At 72.4% G+C, this 16724-nt stretch carries 17 protein-coding genes; 12 read left to right on the plus strand and 5 right to left on the minus strand.

What is annotated here, in order from left to right; genetic code table 11:
• Window positions 1-74 precede the first annotated feature (74 nt).
• Both ABD350_RS19275 and ABD350_RS19280 read left to right on the plus strand, forming a co-directional pair.
• Entirely contained in the window at window positions 75-1790 is a 1716-nt protein-coding gene (locus ABD350_RS19275) for an FUSC family protein (RefSeq protein WP_344349402.1), read from the plus strand.
• Complete coding sequence (locus tag ABD350_RS19280) at window positions 1787-2368, plus strand: MarR family winged helix-turn-helix transcriptional regulator (RefSeq protein WP_344349403.1); 582 nt, start codon at window positions 1787-1789, stop codon at window positions 2366-2368. The genes ABD350_RS19275 and ABD350_RS19280 overlap by 4 nt, the downstream gene beginning before the upstream one ends.
• Window positions 2369-2379: 11 nt before the next feature.
• Here the strand turns inward: ABD350_RS19280 and ABD350_RS19285 are convergent, their stop codons facing one another.
• Window positions 2380-3432 (minus strand): aldo/keto reductase, encoded by a 1053-nt coding sequence (locus ABD350_RS19285; RefSeq protein ID WP_344349404.1) that lies wholly within the window; start codon window positions 3430-3432, stop codon window positions 2380-2382.
• Window positions 3433-3644: 212 nt separating this feature from the next.
• Window positions 3645-4037 carry a VOC family protein gene (locus ABD350_RS19290; protein WP_344349405.1) on the minus strand — a complete coding sequence of 131 codons (393 nt, stop codon included), beginning with the start codon at window positions 4035-4037 and terminating at the stop codon, window positions 3645-3647.
• Between the two features lie 57 nt (window positions 4038-4094).
• Here ABD350_RS19290 and ABD350_RS19295 point away from each other — a divergent pair, with 57 nt between their 5' ends.
• Window positions 4095-4634, plus strand: a complete 540-nt coding sequence (locus tag ABD350_RS19295) for a GNAT family N-acetyltransferase (RefSeq protein ID WP_344349406.1) — start codon at window positions 4095-4097, stop codon at window positions 4632-4634.
• Between the two features lie 37 nt (window positions 4635-4671).
• Here the strand turns inward: ABD350_RS19295 and ABD350_RS19300 are convergent, their stop codons facing one another.
• Complete coding sequence (locus tag ABD350_RS19300; RefSeq protein ID WP_344349407.1) at window positions 4672-5355, minus strand: glycerophosphodiester phosphodiesterase; 684 nt, start codon at window positions 5353-5355, stop codon at window positions 4672-4674.
• A 405-nt stretch (window positions 5356-5760) separates the two neighbouring features.
• On the opposite strand from ABD350_RS19300, the gene ABD350_RS19305 reads away from it, so the two are divergent.
• From ABD350_RS19305 to ABD350_RS19320, 4 genes are all read left to right on the plus strand, one after another.
• Entirely contained in the window at window positions 5761-7158 is a 1398-nt protein-coding gene (locus ABD350_RS19305; protein ID WP_344349409.1) for a DUF6421 family protein, read from the plus strand.
• Window positions 7155-7952: an SDR family NAD(P)-dependent oxidoreductase gene (locus ABD350_RS19310; protein ID WP_344349411.1), complete on the plus strand. Its 798-nt coding sequence runs from the start codon at window positions 7155-7157 to the stop codon at window positions 7950-7952. The genes ABD350_RS19305 and ABD350_RS19310 overlap by 4 nt, the downstream gene beginning before the upstream one ends.
• On the plus strand, window positions 7949-9019 hold the full coding sequence (locus ABD350_RS19315) for a threonine aldolase family protein (RefSeq protein WP_344349412.1): 1071 nt from the start codon (window positions 7949-7951) through the stop codon (window positions 9017-9019). Before ABD350_RS19310 ends, ABD350_RS19315 begins: the two co-directional genes overlap by 4 nt.
• Before the next feature lie 79 nt (window positions 9020-9098).
• Window positions 9099-9689, plus strand: coding sequence for a transglutaminase-like domain-containing protein (locus ABD350_RS19320; protein ID WP_344349413.1), 591 nt, complete (start codon window positions 9099-9101; stop codon window positions 9687-9689).
• Between the two features lie 308 nt (window positions 9690-9997).
• On the opposite strand, the gene ABD350_RS19325 is transcribed toward ABD350_RS19320, so the two are convergent.
• The gene (locus ABD350_RS19325) at window positions 9998-10723 is read right to left on the minus strand and encodes a lysophospholipid acyltransferase family protein (RefSeq protein ID WP_344349414.1); all 726 of its coding nucleotides are present in this window, start codon (window positions 10721-10723) and stop codon (window positions 9998-10000) included.
• A gap of 317 nt (window positions 10724-11040) precedes the next feature.
• On the opposite strand from ABD350_RS19325, the gene ABD350_RS19330 reads away from it, so the two are divergent.
• The 4 genes from ABD350_RS19330 to ABD350_RS19345 all read left to right on the plus strand — a co-directional run bounded on the left by ABD350_RS19330 (window position 11041) and on the right by ABD350_RS19345 (window position 14108).
• Complete coding sequence (locus ABD350_RS19330) at window positions 11041-11373, plus strand: TlpA family protein disulfide reductase (protein WP_344349415.1); 333 nt, start codon at window positions 11041-11043, stop codon at window positions 11371-11373.
• Between the two features lie 208 nt (window positions 11374-11581).
• The gene (locus tag ABD350_RS19335; RefSeq protein WP_344349416.1) at window positions 11582-12091 is read left to right on the plus strand and encodes a flavin reductase family protein; all 510 of its coding nucleotides are present in this window, start codon (window positions 11582-11584) and stop codon (window positions 12089-12091) included.
• A 216-nt stretch (window positions 12092-12307) separates the two neighbouring features.
• The gene (locus ABD350_RS19340) at window positions 12308-13093 is read left to right on the plus strand and encodes an electron transfer flavoprotein subunit beta/FixA family protein (protein WP_344349417.1); all 786 of its coding nucleotides are present in this window, start codon (window positions 12308-12310) and stop codon (window positions 13091-13093) included.
• Window positions 13094-13145: 52 nt separating this feature from the next.
• A complete protein-coding gene (locus ABD350_RS19345; RefSeq protein WP_344349418.1) occupies window positions 13146-14108 on the plus strand; it encodes an electron transfer flavoprotein subunit alpha/FixB family protein in 963 nt (320 codons plus the stop codon).
• 58 nt (window positions 14109-14166) lie between these two features.
• On the opposite strand, the gene ABD350_RS19350 is transcribed toward ABD350_RS19345, so the two are convergent.
• Window positions 14167-15081 (minus strand): endonuclease/exonuclease/phosphatase family protein, encoded by a 915-nt coding sequence (locus ABD350_RS19350; protein WP_344349420.1) that lies wholly within the window; start codon window positions 15079-15081, stop codon window positions 14167-14169.
• A 214-nt stretch (window positions 15082-15295) separates the two neighbouring features.
• Here ABD350_RS19350 and ABD350_RS19355 point away from each other — a divergent pair, with 214 nt between their 5' ends.
• Complete coding sequence (locus tag ABD350_RS19355; protein ID WP_344349421.1) at window positions 15296-16594, plus strand: DUF6986 family protein; 1299 nt, start codon at window positions 15296-15298, stop codon at window positions 16592-16594.
• Window positions 16595-16724: the final 130 nt, after the last annotated feature.

Below are 16724 nucleotides of genomic sequence, written 5' to 3' on the forward strand. Positions count from 1 at the left end.
CCGGGGGAGCACGCGCCGTCACGCCCTGGCCGCGCCATTATTTTACGAGTAAAACACGTGTTAACTTTGACGATATGAGCAGTGCGACCCCCCACCGTCTTCCCCTCGCCGGAGCGCTCCGCCTCGGCCGCCCCTCCGATATCTGGTTCAAGCCCGCGCTGAGCGTGGTCATCGCGGTCGCCCCGCCCAACCTGACGCTTCTCGCACTCGGCCGGCTCGACCTCGCCATGTACACGATGGCGGGTTCGCTGTGCGCGCTCTACGGCCACAACCGGCCCTACGCCGCCCGCGCCCGCACGCTGGCCCTGGTGGTGCTCGGCATGGTCGGCGGCCTTGCCGTGGCCCTGCTCGCCTCGGCGCTGACCACCGACCCCGTGGTCCTCGTCACCGTCGGCGCCGCCCTCGCGGCCGTCCAGAAGACGGTCTGCGACGCCACCCGGGTCGGACCGCCCGGCAACGTGGTCCTCACCTTCATCAGCTCCGCCTCGCTCTTCGCCCCGCAGACCCTCGGCCGGCTGCCGGGGCACATCGGGCTGGCCCTGGCCGCCGGTGCCTGGGCCTGGCTGGTCTGCATGGCACCCGGGCTGCTGCGCCCGCACGGCCCCGAGCGCCGGGCCACCGCCCAGGCCCTGAACGCCGCCGCCGCGTACGCCGGCACCCGCGGCACCGGCGACGGCCACGCCCGGGCCCGCGCCGCCTGCGCCGCCGCGATCCACGCCGCCTGGCAGTCGCTGCTCGCCGCCGGGGCCCGTCCCGACACCACCCGGCGCGCCCTCGAACACCTCCTGGTCCGCGCCGAGGTCGCCCTCGCCGCGCCCGCCGACACCGACCCCGAGCGGCTGCGCGGCTGGGCCCGCGCCCTGCGCGGCACCGGCCGCATCCCGCGCGTCGCGCCGACGGGGGCGTCCGCCGACGAACTGCTCGGCGTCGCCGTCGAACAGTCCCTGCTGCCCCGCTCGCTCCGGCACCGCGTCGCGCCCCTCGCCCCGCTGGCCGTACGCACCGCGCTCGGCTGCGCCCTCGCCGGGTACGCCGCCCTCGCCCTCGGCGTCGGCCGCCCCTACTGGGCGCTGGTCACCGCCGCGTCCCTCTACCAGGCCAACGTCACCCTCACCTGGAGCCGGGCCGTCCAGCGAGTCGTCGGCAACCTGGTCGGCGTCCTCGTCTTCGCCGCCCTCGCCCCGTTGCCCCACCTGCACCCCGCCGCCCTGGTGCTGGTCTCGCTGGCCCTCAACTTCGGCGCCGAGGCGCTGATCGGCCGCAACTACTGGCTGGGCAGCGTCTGCGTCACCCCGATGGCGCTGCTCATCACCGAGTTCGCGCGCAGTCAGGACGCGGCCGACCTGATCACCGACCGGGTCGTGGACACCCTCATCGGCGCACTGGTCGGCTTCGCCGCCGCCGTCGCCGTCACCAACCGGCGCGCCGGCGCCCGCCTGGACCACGCGCTGACCGCCGCCGAGCGCGCCCGCGAGCACGCCGCCCGTCTGCTCGCCGAGCCGCACCCGGAGCCCCGTGCCCTGGAGTCCGCCCGCCGCACCCTGGCCGCCGCCCTGGTCGAACTGCGCGCCACGGCCGACGCCGCCGCCGGCGAGTGGTGGCAGCGGGCCCTGCCCGAGGAGCGGGTCGTGCTCACCGAGCAGGCCGGACACCGTACGCTCGCGGCGACGGTACGGCGCCAGGGGCTCGTGCCGCGGGACCGGGACGCGGACCCGGGCCGGACGCCCGACGGCGACCGGGACCAGGACAGCCAGGACAGCGGCAGGACGACGGAGGACATACGGCCATGACGGCGACGAACGGCGGACCGATGCCCGCAAGCGACGCGACCGGAGACCGGCCCGGGGCCGGCCCCGGACCCGCGCGCGGCGACACCGTCTCCGCCGTCGTCCGCCAGTGGCAGGCCGTCCACCCCGAGCTGGACACCGGGCCGATGGAGATCATCGGCCGGATCAACCGCTGTGCGGCCCTGCTCCAGCAGGCGGAGGACGCCCCGCTGCGCCGGGCCGGCCTGAGCCGCGCCGAGTTCGACCTGCTCGGCGCGCTGCGCCGCACCGGCCACGAACTGACCCCGGGGGAGCTGGCCCGGGAGACCTTCTCCTCCGGGGCCGCCGTCACCAAGCGGCTCAAGCAGCTGACCGAGCGCGGCCTGGTCGAACGGCGCGGCGACACCCGCGACCGGCGGGTGGCCCACGTCCGGCTCACCGACGCCGGCCGCGGCCTGGTCGACGGCATCCTGCCCGACCAGCTCGCCTACGAGACGGCCGTACTGTCCGTCCTGCCCCCCGGGGACCAGGGCGAACTGGCCGGGCTGCTCGCCGAGTTGCTCGGCCGCCTGGAGGGCCGGATGGGCGCGCTGCGGGCCTGACCGGCCGGACGTCACAGGACGTCGTGCACGGTACGGCGGTATGTGGAGCGGCGGTCGGTGATGTCCGGCCACCTGTCGCCGTACACATTGCGGGTGATGGGCTCCTCCCGCAGGAAGTCGTGCGGGAAGCCCAGCGGGACGGCGCTCACCTCGTCCAGGCGGGCGCGCGCGTCCGCGTCGAGCCGGACCCCGGTGCACCCGAGGTTGTCCACGAGCTGCTCCGGCCGGGTGGCCGACACGAGCGGTACGACGTTCCCGGGCCGGCCCAGCAGCCAGGCCAGGGCCACCTGCGCCGGGCTCCAGCCGCCCGCCTCGGCGATCTCCACGACCGCGCCGACGACGTCCTCCTCCCACGCCGCGGGCCGCACGTCCAGCCGGTCCAGCCGCCCCGTCCCGCCGCGCCGGTACTTCCCGGTGAGCCGGCCCGCCGCCAGCGGCGCCCAGGCGAACACGGCGAGGTCGAACGCCCGGGCCTGCGGCAGCAGTTCACGCTCCGGGGTGCGCTCCAGCAGGCTGTAGCGCAGCTGCGAGCCCGCGAAGCACGTCCAACCGCGCAGCTCGGCAAGGGTGTTGGCCTGCGCGATCTCCCAGGCCGGCCAGTCCGAGACGCCCACGTAGAGCACCTTGCCCGCGCGGACGACGTCGTCCAGGGCGCGCATCACCTCCGCCACCGGGGTGAAGTTGTCCCGGGCGTGCACCCACAGCACGTCGAGCCGGTCGGTGCGCAGCCGGCGCAGGCTGTCCTCGACCGACCGGACGAGGTTCGCGCGGTGGTTGCCCGCCGCGTTGGGGTCGCCGTCACGGGTGCCGCAGGTGTACTTGCTCGCCAGCACGAACCGGTCGCGGCGCCCGGCGAGCAGCTCGCCGAGGATCCGCTCGGCGCTGCCGGAGGTGTAGTTGTTCGCGGTGTCGACGAAGTTGCCGCCCGCGTCGGCGTAGACGTCGAGGATCCGGGCGCTGGTGTCCTTGTCGGCGCCCCAGCCCCAGTCCTCACCGAAGGTCATGGTGCCCAGCGCCAGCTCGCTGACGCGCAACCCGGTCCGTCCGAACAGCGTGTACCGCACGGGTGTCTCCCTCTTCGCAGGTGAGGCGAGCGAACTCGCCGACGATGCGAGCGAACTCGCAGGTGCTGCGGGTGACGCTAGAAGCTGGAGCGCCCTCGAAGGCAAACACCCGCCCGGCCGCCGGACGCCCGGCCGCACGGCCGTACGGCCCGCGCAGGTGCCCGGTGAACGGTGAAGCCGCCGCCGTCCCCGGGCATGTGCGCGGCCCGGCCTCAGATCCCGGGCCGGTACCGCAGCGGATGGTCCGCCGGGATCTCCACCAGGACGATCGGCGTGCCGTCCGGATCGCTGATCCACATCTCGACCAGGCCCCAGGGCTCCTTCACCGGGGGCCGCACGATCTCCACGCCCCGCGCCCGCAGCTCCTCGCACGCGGCCGCCGCGTCCGCGACCTGCAACCACAGCCGTACCGCGGGCGAGGGCGGGTCCTCGGACCGGCCGGACAGCTCCAGGAAACCGCCGCCGAGGAAGTAGACCGTGCCGCGCTCGGGGCCGGTCCCGAACTCGCGGTAGACGGACAGGCCCAGCTGCTCGCCGTAGAAGGCGCGGGAGCGTTCGGGATCGGAGGGCCGGAGCAGGGTCCGGCTGCTGAGTACATGCACCATGCAGCAGGGTTACCCTCTTCGGTGCCCCGGCCACGCCCCAGATCGGAGACCACCGTCATGGACACCCCCGCCACCGGACTCACCTTCCGCGACGCCACCGACGCCGACGTGGACGCCCTCGTCGCGCTCGTCGAGTCGGCGTACCGGGGGGACGACAGCCGGGCCGGGTGGACCACCGAGGCGGACATCCTCCAGGGGCAGCGGACCGACCCCGAGGGGGTGCTGGAGGTGATCAAGTCGCCGGACAGCCGGCTGCTCACCGTGGAGCGGGACGGCCGGATCGTCGCCTGCTGCCAGCTGGAGCACCGCGGCGACCACGCCTACTTCGGCATGTTCGCGGTGAGCCCCGCCCTGCAGGGCGCGGGCCTCGGCAAGGCCGTCCTGGCGGAGGCCGAGCGCCGGTGCCGGCAGGCCTGGGGCGTCGGGGAGATGCACATGACGGTCATCGCCGTGCGCGAGGACCTGATCGCCTGGTACGAACGCCGCGGCTACCGCCGTACGGGACGGATGTCCCCGTTCCCGTACGGCGACGAGCGCTTCGGCATCCCGCTCCGCGACGACCTGGAGTTCGAGCTGCTGGTCAAGAAGCTCACCTGAGGGGGCGACAGCCGGTTCACGCCGCGATCGCCGACGGCTACGCCGTGAAGCGGCCCGTGCGCTTGATCTCCGGGTAGTCGGTCGTCGCCCCGTCCAGCTCCAGGGCGCGGACCAGGCGCAGCTGCTCCTGCGTGTTGACCACCCAGCCGAGGATCCGCAGCCCCGAGGCGCGCGCGTGCTCCACGACCTCCAGGGTGAGCCGGCGGATGTTCAGACACACGGTCGCGGCGCCCGCGGCGACGGCGCGGTCCACCACCTCGGTGCCGTAGCGGCTCGCGACCAGCGCCGTCCGCACCCCCGGCACCAGCCGCGCGATCTCGGTGATCGCCTCGTCGTGGAACGAGGACACCTCCACCCGTGTGGTCAGATCCCGCGCGCGCATCACCTCGGCCAGCGCCCGGGCCGCCGCCACATCCTTGATCTCCGCCTGCAGCGGCGCGCGCACCGCCTCCAGCACCTCCTCGAACACCGGCACCCGCTCCCCGCGGCCCGCGTCCAGGGCGCGCAGCTCCGCGAGGGTCTTCTCGGCGATCGGCCCGGAGCCGTCGGTGGTGCGGTCCACCTCCGCGTCGTGCATGACGACCAGGGCGCCGTCCTTGCTCAGGTGCAGATCGAGTTCGATCAGGTCCAGGCCGGCCCGCTGCGCGGCGACGAAGGAACGAAGGGTGTTCTCGGGCTCGACGCCCATGACCCCGCGATGACCGATGGTAAGGAAGTTCAAGGTTCGACTCGCTTCCGTCGACGGCGGCTCGGCGACGCGCGGACCGACGGACCCGTGCCGGAACGTCGACGTCCACGCGGCAAGGCCGCAGCCTAATGGCCGGGCCGTGCGATGGACCCGCGGCTACACCGGGCATTCGGGAACCGGGGCAAGCGACGGTTGGCCGGTAACCGCCTTGGCCGTCACCCTCCCGTGGGCGCGTCCGCCGTCGCTTGACACTCCGGTGCGCCGTCGCGCGGGGGAGCGTGCGCCGGCAGTGGAAGTGAGCGCCGTCACGGTTTACGGCAGGAAAAACATTGGTGACCATGGGGGCGGACAGAATAATTTCCCGCCCTCGGTCTTGCTGAGAGAAACAGGGTACGCATACGGTATCCATACGCGAGGTTCTCCGGTGGAGGATGGGACATGACGGAAATTCTTGTGCAGGCAGGCGCGGAAGGGCGGATTCCTTCGCCGACGAGGGTGGTCGAGCACCCGGCCTGGGCCGTGCTCAAGGATGCCGTGGAGCAGATCCGGCCATGGCAGTCGAAGGACGGATCGATCGACTTCGATGCCGAGGGTGCCCCGCGGCGGGCCGACGCCGAGGCGGCCGTCGACCGCGTCGCCGACGCGGTCGAGCGGCTCTCCCCGCTGGTCCCGCACGACGCCGTCTACCACCAGGCCCTCGTGAAGGATCTGCGCCGCTGGGCCGAGGGCGGCTTCGAGGTCCCCGACTTCCTCGACTCGCTGCTGGCCTTCCAGCCCGCCGCGCACCGTGTGGACGGCCTCCAGCACCTGGTCGTGTTCCCGATGTACACCCAGAACGGCAACCCGGACCGCAATCTGGAGGCGGTCGTGCTGCGCATGGTCTGGCCGGACTGGCTGGCCGAGCTGGAGCGCACCCGATACGACAACCCGCTCTTCTGCGGCATCAGCTTCGAGGACTTCACCTCGGGCTACGACACCAACTCCGCCGTCCTCTTCCCGGAGACCATCGCGGTCCGGGAGGCGCCGGAACGTTTCTCCTGGGGTGGCATCTTCTGCGACCGCGAGGCCGCCCGGTTCCGCCGCGTCACCGACGCCGCCGTGGAGATCCTGGGCCTGGAGCTGCCCGAGGACATCGCCGCGATGGTCCACGACCAGAAGCGCTGCGAAGAGGCCTTCGTGCTCTGGGACATGGTCCACGACCGCACCCACAGCCACGGCGACCTGCCGTTCGACCCGTTCATGATCAAGCAGCGCCAGCCGTTCTGGATGTACGGCCTGGAGGAGCTGCGCTGCGACCTCACCGCCTTCAAGGAGGCCGTGAAGCTCCAGGCGGACGGCGTGCCGCAGGCCCGTGACGTGCAGTACGCGGTGCTCTTCGACCGCATGTTCCGCTTCCCCGTCACCGGCGACCGCAACCGCAACTACGACGGCCTCGGCGGTCAGCTGCTCTTCGCCTACCTGCACAAGCACGACGTCATCCGGTGGACCGACAACAAGCTCTCCATCGACTGGGAGCGCGCCCCGCGGGTCACCAACCAGCTGTGTGCCGAGATCGAGAAGCTCTACCGGGACGGCATCGACCGCCCGAAGCTGGTGCACTGGTTCGCCGGCTATGAACTGGTCTCCACCTACCTCGCCCCGCACCCCGGATCCAAGTGGGCCAAGGGCCCCGACGCCCTGGACCTGACCCAGCCGCCGCGCAAGCTGGTGGACGACGTGCTTCCGGACGAGTTTCCGCTGAGCATGTTCTATGAGGCGCTGGCGAAGAAGCTGAAGAATGTGATCGCCTCCACCAAGGGCATCACGGCGGACGGCGCCGAGCGGATCGCCGCGTGAGCGACCGCGTCCACAACACTGTGCAAGAGGGGAACAACGTGGGGAACGGGAACAACGGGTCTCTCAGTGGTGCGGTGATCGCGGTGGCCGGCGCGGGCGGCCCCGCCGGACACGCGGCCCTGGTCCGGCTCGCCGAGGCGGGCGCGGTCGTCGTGGGCGCCGACAACAACCCCGAACGCCTCGCGGAGGCCGTCGACGCGGCGCGCTACGCCCGCGGCGGCGCCACGGTCACCGGCGAGACCGTCGACCTGCTCGACCCGGAGGACACCCGGGCCTGGGCCGCGCGCATCGAGCAGGACCACGGCCGGATCGACGGCCTGGTCCACCTCGTCGGCGGCTGGCGTGGCAGCGCCACCTTCGCCGACACCGACCTCGCCGACTGGGACCTGCTGGAGAAGCTGCTCGTCCGCACCGTCCAGCACACCTCCCTCGCCTTCTACGACGCCCTCCAGCGCAGCGACCGCGGCCGGTACCTGCTCATCAGCGCCGCCGGCGCGACCAAGCCGACGGCGGGCAACGCGGCGTACTCCGCGGCCAAGGCCGCCGCCGAGGCCTGGACGCTCGCCATGGCCGACGGCTTCCGCAAGGCCGGGGGCGAGCAGGGCCCGCGTTCGGCGGCTGCCATCCTGGTGGTGAAGGCGCTGGTGCACGACGCGATGCGCGCCGAACGCCCCAACGCGAAGTTCGCGGGTTTCACGGACGTCAAGGACCTGGCCGAGGCCATCGAGGGCGTCTGGAGCAAGCCCGCCGCGGAAGTGAACGGAAACCGTCTGTGGCTGACCGAGAAGCCGTGAACCCTCCCAAGACCGACGCGCGTCGCCATCACGACCCGCAGGTCCGCGGTTTCGCCAGTGACAACTACGCCGGGGCCCACCCGGAGGTGCTGGCCGCCCTGGCCCTCGCCAACGGCGGCCACCAGGTGGCGTACGGCGAGGACGACTACACCGAGCACCTCCAGCGGATTGTGCGCAGCCACTTCGGCGCCACCGCGGAGGCCTTCCCGGTCTTCAACGGCACCGGCGCCAACGTGGTCGCGCTCCAGGCGGTCACCGACCGGTGGGGCGCGGTGATCTGCGCGGAGAGCGCGCACATCAACGTCGACGAGGGCGGCGCCCCCGAGCGTATGGGCGGGCTGAAGCTGCTCACCGTGCCCACGCCCGACGGCAAGCTCACCCCGGAGCTGATCGACCGGCAGGCCTGGGGCTTCGAGGACGAGCACCGGGCCATGCCGCAGGTCGTGTCGATCACGCAGTCCACCGAACTGGGCACCCTCTACACGCCCGAGGAGATCCGCGCGATCTGCGAGCACGCCCACGCGCACGGCATGAAGGTGCACCTGGACGGCTCCCGGATAGCCAACGCCGCCGCCTCCCTGGACGTGCCCATGCGGACGTTCACCAACGCGGTCGGCGTGGACATCCTCTCGCTGGGCGGGACGAAGAACGGCGCGCTGTTCGGCGAGGCCGTCGTCGTCATCGACCAGGACGCGGTGCGGCAGATGAAGCACCTGCGGAAGATGTCCATGCAGCTGGCCTCCAAGATGCGTTTCGTCTCGGTGCAGTTGGAGGCGCTGCTCGCCAAGGACCTGTGGCTGCGCAACGCCCGGCACGCCAACGAGATGGCCCGGCGGCTCGCCGAGGGCGTGCGCGCGGTGCACGGGGTGGAGATCCTCTATCCCGTGCAGGCCAACGGCGTCTTCGCCAGGCTCCCGCACGACGTGAGCGAGCGGCTGCAGAAGCGGTTCCGGTTCTACTTCTGGGACGAGGCCGCCGGAGTGGTGCGCTGGATGTGCTCCTTCGACACCACGGAGGACGACGTCGACACGTTCGTGGCGGCCCTGAAGGAGGAGATGGCCCGCTAGGCCTCCGACTCTGCATAGTTATGCGATCGCCTGGAAAGTCATTGACTCCTGGGTGATCGCGTTTCTATGCTCTGCGGGCATGGAGCTGATCCAGAACACCGCCGACCTGTCCGCCTACCTGGCCGCGGACGAGGTCATCGACCACCATCACCCGGTGGTCCGGGAAACCGCCGCGCGTCTCGCGGCCGGAGCCGCCGACTCGTATGAATATGCGCGGGCCGCCTATGAGTTCGTACGCGACACCATCCCGCACTCCCAGGACTCCGGGGACCCGCGCGTCACCTGGCGCGCCTCCGACGTGCTGACCCTGGGCACCGGCATCTGCCACGCCAAGTCCCACGCCCTGGCCGCCCTGCTACGGGCCGAGGACATCCCCACGGCCCTGTGCTACCAGCGTCTGACCGACGACGCGGGCGGCCATCTGCTCCACGGCCTGGTCGCCGTGCGCTTCCACGGCGCCTGGCACCGGCAGGATCCCCGCGGCAACAAGCCGGGCGTGGCCGCGCGGTTCTCCCTCACCGGCGAGCGGCTGGCCTGGACCCCGGACCCGGCGGCCGGCGAGACGGACTACCCGGGCCTGTACGCCACCCCGCACCCGGCGGTCCTCACCGCCCTGCGCACGGCCCCCGACCGTCCGCACCTGTGGAAGACGCTCCCGTCGAGCCTCTGAGACTCCGTGAGCCGAAACGCCCCCGAAGGCGCGCGGGGAACCGCGCGACCGCCCCCGAACGACCCGCACCCGGGAGGCGGCCGTACTCGGGCGGCGGGTGGTCCGCATGAGCCCGGCTCGCCCCGGTGACACCCCGGCGCCGACGTGCCCGAAGGGGCGCGGGGACTGCGCGACCGGCCGTATACCACCCGCACTCGGCTACCACCCGCACCGGCACACGGCCGTACCCCGACGACGGGTGGACCGCATCTACCGGCCCCGCCTGACAGCGCACGCGAGTGCCCGCGACGGCCGAGCGCAGCGGGGCGTCACGCCTGTACGGCCCGCAGTTCCTCCGCCGTGGGCGCCGTACCGCCGAGGTGCGCGGGCAGCCACCAGGAGTCCTCCGGGCCCTTGGGGCGGCCCGGGTAGGCACGCTGCGCGGCCTCCAGCAGTTCCTGGACGCGCTCGCGCAGCCGGCGGGTGATGGCGCCGGCGTACTGGTCGCGCGGGGCCTCCACCGCCTCGCCGACCCGGACGGTGACGGGCAGGTGGCTGCGCTTGAAGTTGCGCGGCTGTCCCTTCGTCCACAGCCGCTGCGTGCCCCACACCGCCATCGGGATCAGCGGGACGCCCGCCTCCTGGGCCAGCCGGGCCGCACCCGACTTGAAGCCCTTCAGCGTGAAGGACTGCGAGATCGTCGCCTCCGGGAACAGCCCGATGACCTCGCCGGAGCGCAGCGAGTCCAGCGCGTGCGCGTACGCCGCCTCGCCCTGCCCGCGGTCCACCGGAATGTGCTTCATGCCCCGCATGAGCGGCCCGGAGATCCGGTGCCGGAAGACGGAATCCTTCGCCATGAAGCGCACCAGCCGCTTCTGCGGCAGGGCGGCCAGACCGTTGAAGATGAAGTCCAGATAGCTGATGTGATTGCTCACCAGCACGGCGCCGCCCGAGCGTGGGATGTTCTCCGACCCCCGGCAGTCGATCTTCAGATCCCAGACCTTGAACGCCGTCTTGGCGATACCGATGACGGGACGGTAGACCAGCTCTGCCATGGGCGGGGTGTGCCCTTTCTGCTCTGCTCGGGAAAGGGGGCTCCCGGCGGGAAGGTTACGCAGCCGTAGGTTTACGGCGTCTCGCAGATCGTGCCCGAAGAACGTACGGGTAGCCAGTTCTGGTGCCCCCCTAACACGAGATCCTCGTCACGTCGGCCTACATCCCACCTCGGATCTTTAGGCCCCCTTTACCTCTCCGGGGGTGCCGCCGGGAATCTTCGCGGCCCCGGAACCGGTTGTGCTGATGACGACCGGACCGGCGGCGCGCCCCCTGACGTGCCCGCCGCGACGAGCCGCGCCGGCGGCGGAACGGGAGAGTGCGGGTGGGCGGGCGCGACGACGGCAGGCGCATCGAGGCGGCCGAACTCGGCGCGGCGCTGGGGGAGCGGGCCACGCTGGTGCAGTTCTCCAGCGCCTTCTGCGCGCCCTGCCGGGCCACCCGGCGGGTCCTCGGCGAGGTCGCCGGGATGGTCCCGGGCGTGACCCACGTCGAGATCGACGCCGAGGCCCACCTGGACCTCGTACGCGCGCTGGAGATCGGCAAGACGCCCACCGTTCTGGTGCTGGACGCCGGCGGACGGGTGGTGCGGCGCGCCACCGGACAGCCCCGCAAGGCCGATGTCATAGCGGCCCTGGGCGAAGCGGTATGAGCCCCGCCCGGCACGCGGTGCGCCGTCTTCCGGATCGTGGAAGCCGCTTGACGGTACGCCTGGCCTGTCGCCAACCTGACCGCATGCCGACCGAACTCCTTCTCTACGGACGGGCCCACATCGACCTGGCCCGTACCGCGAGCGCGGGGTGTCCGGGCCGTTGAGCACCCGCGGACCCGCTCGTGACCCCCGGCAGAAGGACGAATCCATGACGGCCACGCCCGAACTCGGCACCCCCCGGACCGCCTCCCCGGAACTGCTGCGCTCCGTCTTCCGCCGGCACGCCGCCGGTGTGGCGGTGATCACCGCGCGCGGCGCCTCCGGCCCGGTCGGCTTCACCGCCACCTCCCTCACCTCCGTCTCCGCCGAACCCCCGATCGTCTCCTTCGGTATCGGCACGGGCGCCTCCAGCTGGCCCGCGATCGCCGGGACGGACCACGTCGGCGTGCACATACTCGGCGAGCACCAGAGCGACCTGGCCGCCACCTTCGCGCGCAGCGGCGCCGACCGCTTCGGCGCGCCCACCGCCTGGCGGGAGGGGCCGGAAGGGGTGCCGGTGCTGGACGGCGTACTGGCCTGGCTGGTGTGCCGGGTCGTCGGGCGCGTCCCGGCCGGCGACCACCGCATCGTGCTCGCCGAGGTCGTGCTCGGCGACCCCTCGGGCACCGGCCGCCCGCTCCTCTACCACCAGGGCCGCTTCAACGCTCTGCGGGATTGATCACGCCGCGCGCCCCTGCGGGCCCGTCGAGTTCCGGTTACGCTGCGTTGCGAAGGTCACAGTTCAAAGCGCTTGCTTAGCGGGCAGGAACTGGGTGTACTGACGAGTAATATCTCGTTCGGAGCGCGCGGACGCCCCGACCGGGAACGGCCGCTTGAGGCGCCTATGCTGCCTGCAAGAGGCAGCCCGAAATGACGATGCAGTAGGAGAGCCGGCGTGAGCTTGAGGATCGTTGTCACTGTGAAGTACGTGCCCGACGCCACTGGCGACCGGCACTTCGCCGATGACCTGACCGTCGACCGCGACGACGTGGACGGTCTGCTCTCCGAGCTGGACGAGTACGCGGTCGAGCAGGCCCTGCAGATCGCGGAGAACGCGGACGACGCCGAGGTCACCGTTTTGACGGTCGGCCCCGAGGACGCCAAGGACGCGCTCCGCAAGGCCCTGTCCATGGGCGCGGACAAGGCCATCCACGTCGAGGACGACGACCTGCACGGCACCGACGCCATCGGCACCTCCCTGGTGCTCGCCAAGGCCATCGAGAAGGCCGGCTACGACCTGGTCATCTCCGGCATGGCCTCCACCGACGGCACCATGGGCGTCGTCCCCGCGCTGGTCGCCGAGCGCCTGGGCGTCCCGCAGGTCACCCTGCTGTCCGAGGTCTCCGTCGAGGACGGCACGGTCAAGGGCCGCCGCGACGGCGACGCCGCCTCCGAGCAGCTTGAGGCGCAGCTCCCGGCGGTCGTCTCCGTGACCGACCAGTCCGGCGAGGCCCGCTACCCCTCCTTCAAGGGCATCATGGCGGCCAAGAAGAAGCCGGTGGAGTCCTGGGACCTGTCCGACCTCGACATCGAGGCCGAGGAGGTCGGCCTGGACGGCGCCTTCACCAAGGTCGAGTCCGCGACCGAGCGTCCGGCCCGCACGGCCGGCACCATCGTCAAGGACGAGGGCGAGGGCGGCAAGCAGCTCGCTGAGTTCCTCGCGGCCCAGAAGTTCATCTAAGGGTCCGCCCCGCTGACCGCCCCTCAACTTCGTTACGCAGGAGAGCAATCCCATGGCTGAAGTCCTCGTCTACGTCGACCACGTGGACGGTGCCGTCCGCAAGCCCACCCTGGAGCTGCTGACCCTGGCCCGCCGTCTGGGCGAGCCCGTCGCCGTCGCGCTGGGCAACGGCGCCGCCGACACCGCCGCCACACTCGCCGAGCACGGCGCGGTCAAGGTGCTCACCCACGACGCCTCCGAGTACGCCGAGTACCTGGTCGTGCCGAAGGTGGACGCCCTGCAGGCCGCCTACGAGGCCGTCTCCCCGGCCGCCGTGCTGGTCCCGTCCTCCGCCGAGGGCAAGGAGATCGCCGCCCGCCTGGCGCTGCGCATCGGCTCGGGCATCATCACCGACGCCGTCGACCTGGAGGCCGGCGAGGAGGGCCCGGTGGCCACCCAGTCGGTGTTCGCCGCGTCCTTCACCACCAAGTCCCGGGCCGTCAAGGGCACCCCGGTCATCACGGTCAAGCCGAACAGCGCCGCCGTCGAGGCCGCCCCGGCCGCCGGCGCGGTCGAGGCCCTGTCCGTCACCTTCTCGGACAAGGCGACCGGCACGAAGATCACCGGCCGTACGCCGCGTGAGTCCACCGGCCGTCCGGAGCTGACCGAGGCCGCGATCGTGGTCTCCGGTGGCCGCGGTGTGAACGGCGCGGAGAACTTCGCGATCATCGAGGCCCTCGCCGACCAGCTGGGCGCGGCCGTCGGCGCCTCGCGTGCCGCCGTCGACGCCGGCTGGTACCCGCACACCAACCAGGTCGGCCAGACCGGCAAGAGCGTGTCGCCGCAGCTGTACATCGCCAACGGCATCTCCGGTGCCATCCAGCACCGTGCCGGCATGCAGACCTCGAAGACGATCGTGGCCGTCAACAAGGACGAGGAGGCCCCGATCTTCGAGCTGGTCGACTACGGCGTGGTCGGCGACCTGTTCGACGTCGTGCCGCAGCTGACCGAGGAGATCAAGGCCCGCAAGGGCTGATCCCCGCCCCGCTGTACGAGGCCCCCGTGACCGCGCCGACGGTCACGGGGGCCTCGCCTCATCCCAGCGTCAGCGAAGCCTGCACCGGCAGATGGTCGCTCGGGTACTGCCCGCGCCACGAGAAGGTGTTGATCCGGGCCTCGTGCGCCGTGACACCGGGGCCGGCGAGGATCCAGTCGATGCGGTCGCCGCCCGGTGTCGGCGGCCGGTAGCCGTGGAAGGTTCCGTACAGCGCGCTGCGCTCGGCCGCCGTGTCCCAGGTGTCGACCAGACCCGCGCCCAGCATCGTGTCGTAGACCGGGTTCCGGTGGGCGGCCACGTTGAAGTCGCCGGTCACGACGAGCGGGACGGAGCGGTCGAGCCCGGCGACGCGCTGGGCGATCAGGGCGGCGGCACGCGCGCGGGCGTACTGGCTGTGGTTGTCGAGGTGGGTGTTCAGCAGGTGGAACTCCCGGTCGCCCGACAGCAGGTCCCGGAACCGGACCCGGGTCACCATCCGGATGGAACCGCCGCCCCAGGTGTTGGACCCCATCACGTCCGGTGTGTCGGAGAGCCAGAAGTGGTCGTACTCCTCGGGTGCGAGCCGGCGCGTGTCGTAGAAGACGGCCATGAACTCGTCGCGGCTGCCGCCCGCGCGCCCCGTGCCGATCCAGTCGTAACCGGTCCCGAGGTCGGCCTCGATGTCGCGTAACTGCTGGTAGAGACCCTCCTGGGTGCCGATGACATGCGGGCGCTCGCGGCGCAGCAGGGCGCGCGTCACGGGGCGGCGGGCGGCCCAGCTGTGCGGCTCGGCGGTGCTCGCGTAGCGGAGGTTGAACGACATGACGCGCAGGCGGACGCGGTGATCCGTACCCGTCGGGGCGGGGCCGGCGGAGAGTGCTGTACTGGACAGGGGTACGGGGCTCGCGGCGGTCGCGGCGGCCAACGCCGCCTTCAGGCCCCCGCGGCGCGTGACTCGGCTGTGGCTCGGCACGGGTGCTCCTCCTGATGCGGCTTCCGGGCGACTCGTCGCCGTCGGGCCGTGTGGTCGAAGGGGTGCGGCTCCGGCACGGTGCCAGACGGAGGCGACCGTGTCGAGAACACGGAGCGGAGTACACACGATGCGGTGTTGACCAGCGGGAAGGTTGCCAGATAACTTCGCTATACGGATTGTTGATTCCATAAAGCGGAAAACTGGAGGGTGTGGGATGGGTCAGCAGGAGAAGGTGGCGACGAGCCTCGCGGGCGCCGTCAGCGAGGAGATCAGCGCTTCCCTCGCACCGGTCGACGCGGAGCTGGAGCGCCGCTACCCCGGGGACCCGGGCACCCGGCAGCCCGTCCACACCGTGTACGTGCCCGGCGACGCCTTCGCCGCCGACACCATCCGCTCCTGGGGTGACCAGGCGCTCGCGGCGCTCGACGAACACGCTACGGACGCCGCCTCCTTCGCGGCCGTCCTCGGCCTGTCCGACGAGCTGGCCGAGCCGGTCTACTCCCGCGTCCGGGCCAAGCTGGAGCGCGAGCCCATCGAGGACCTGCGCGTCGACTTCGAGGACGGCTACGGCCCCCGCCCCGACGCGGAGGAGGACGCGGCGGCCGCCCGCGCCGCCCGTCTGATCGCCGAGGCGTACCGGGACGGCACGGCCGCGCCGTACATGGGCATCCGCATGAAGTGCATGGAGGCCGCGGTACGGGACCGGGGCATCCGCACCCTCGATGTCTTCCTCACCGGGCTGATGGAGGCCGGCGGCCTGCCCGAGGGCCTGGTCCTCACCCTGCCCAAGGTGACCTACCCCGAGCAGGTCCGCGCCTTCGCCCGGCTGCTGGAGGCCTTCGAGAAGGCGCACGGCCTGGACGCCGGGCGGCTGGGCTTCGAGATCCAGATCGAGACCAGCCAGTCCATCCTGGCCACCGACGGCACCGCCGCGGTCGCCCGCATGATCCAGGCCGCCGAGGGCCGCGCGACCGGGCTGCACTACGGCACCTTCGACTACAGCGCCTGCCTTGGCGTCTCCGCCGCCTACCAGGCCAGCGACCACCCGGCCGCCGACCACGCCAAGGCGGTCATGCAGGTCGCGGCGGCCGGCACCGGCGTCCGCGTCTCGGACGGCTCCACGAACGTGCTGCCCGTCGGCCCGACGGCCAAGGTCCACGACGCCTGGCGCCTCCACTACGGCCTGACCCGGCGGGCGCTGGCCCGTGCCTACTACCAGGGCTGGGACATGCACCCCGGGCACATCCCCACCCGTTACGCCGCCGTCTTCGCCTTCTACCGGGAGGGCTTCGAGCAGGCCGCGGCCCGCCTCGCCCGGTACGCCAACCGGGCCGGCGGTGACGTCATGGACGAGCCCGCCACCGCCAAGGCGCTCAGCGGCTACCTGCTGCGCGGCCTGGACTGCGGCGCCCTGGACATCGCCGAGGTGGCCCGCCTCACCGGCCTCACCCGAGCCGACCTGGAATCCTTCGCCGCCCCCCGCCGCGGCGACCTGACGGCATCCGCGAAGTAGCCACCGCCCTTCGGCCGAGACGGCCGGTACGAACCCGCGCACCGGCGGCCGGCCAACCGAACCCGACGGTCACGGGGCCGTCGGGCGCGGGGGCGCCCGGCGTGGTGCGCGGTGGCTCGGCGCCATGGTG

Origin of the sequence: Streptomyces nogalater, from assembly GCF_039532885.1 — a bacterium.
GTDB lineage: Bacteria > Actinomycetota > Actinomycetes > Streptomycetales > Streptomycetaceae > Streptomyces > Streptomyces nogalater.

Excerpts from the sequence above, each read along its gene's own strand:
- ABD350_RS19275 (WP_344349402.1), top strand. The coding sequence starts at position 75 with ATGAGCAGTGCGACCCCCCACCGTCTTCCCCTCGCCGGAGCGCTCCGC.
- ABD350_RS19280 (WP_344349403.1), top strand. The coding sequence starts at position 1,787 with ATGACGGCGACGAACGGCGGACCGATGCCCGCAAGCGACGCGACCGGA.
- ABD350_RS19290 (WP_344349405.1), bottom strand. The coding sequence starts at position 4,037 with ATGGTGCATGTACTCAGCAGCCGGACCCTGCTCCGGCCCTCCGATCCC.
- ABD350_RS19295 (WP_344349406.1), top strand. The coding sequence starts at position 4,095 with ATGGACACCCCCGCCACCGGACTCACCTTCCGCGACGCCACCGACGCC.
- ABD350_RS19305 (WP_344349409.1), top strand. The coding sequence starts at position 5,761 with ATGACGGAAATTCTTGTGCAGGCAGGCGCGGAAGGGCGGATTCCTTCG.
- ABD350_RS19320 (WP_344349413.1), top strand. The coding sequence starts at position 9,099 with ATGGAGCTGATCCAGAACACCGCCGACCTGTCCGCCTACCTGGCCGCG.
- ABD350_RS19325 (WP_344349414.1), bottom strand. The coding sequence starts at position 10,723 with ATGGCAGAGCTGGTCTACCGTCCCGTCATCGGTATCGCCAAGACGGCG.
- ABD350_RS19335 (WP_344349416.1), top strand. The coding sequence starts at position 11,582 with ATGACGGCCACGCCCGAACTCGGCACCCCCCGGACCGCCTCCCCGGAA.
- ABD350_RS19345 (WP_344349418.1), top strand. The coding sequence starts at position 13,146 with ATGGCTGAAGTCCTCGTCTACGTCGACCACGTGGACGGTGCCGTCCGC.
- ABD350_RS19355 (WP_344349421.1), top strand. The coding sequence starts at position 15,296 with ATGGGTCAGCAGGAGAAGGTGGCGACGAGCCTCGCGGGCGCCGTCAGC.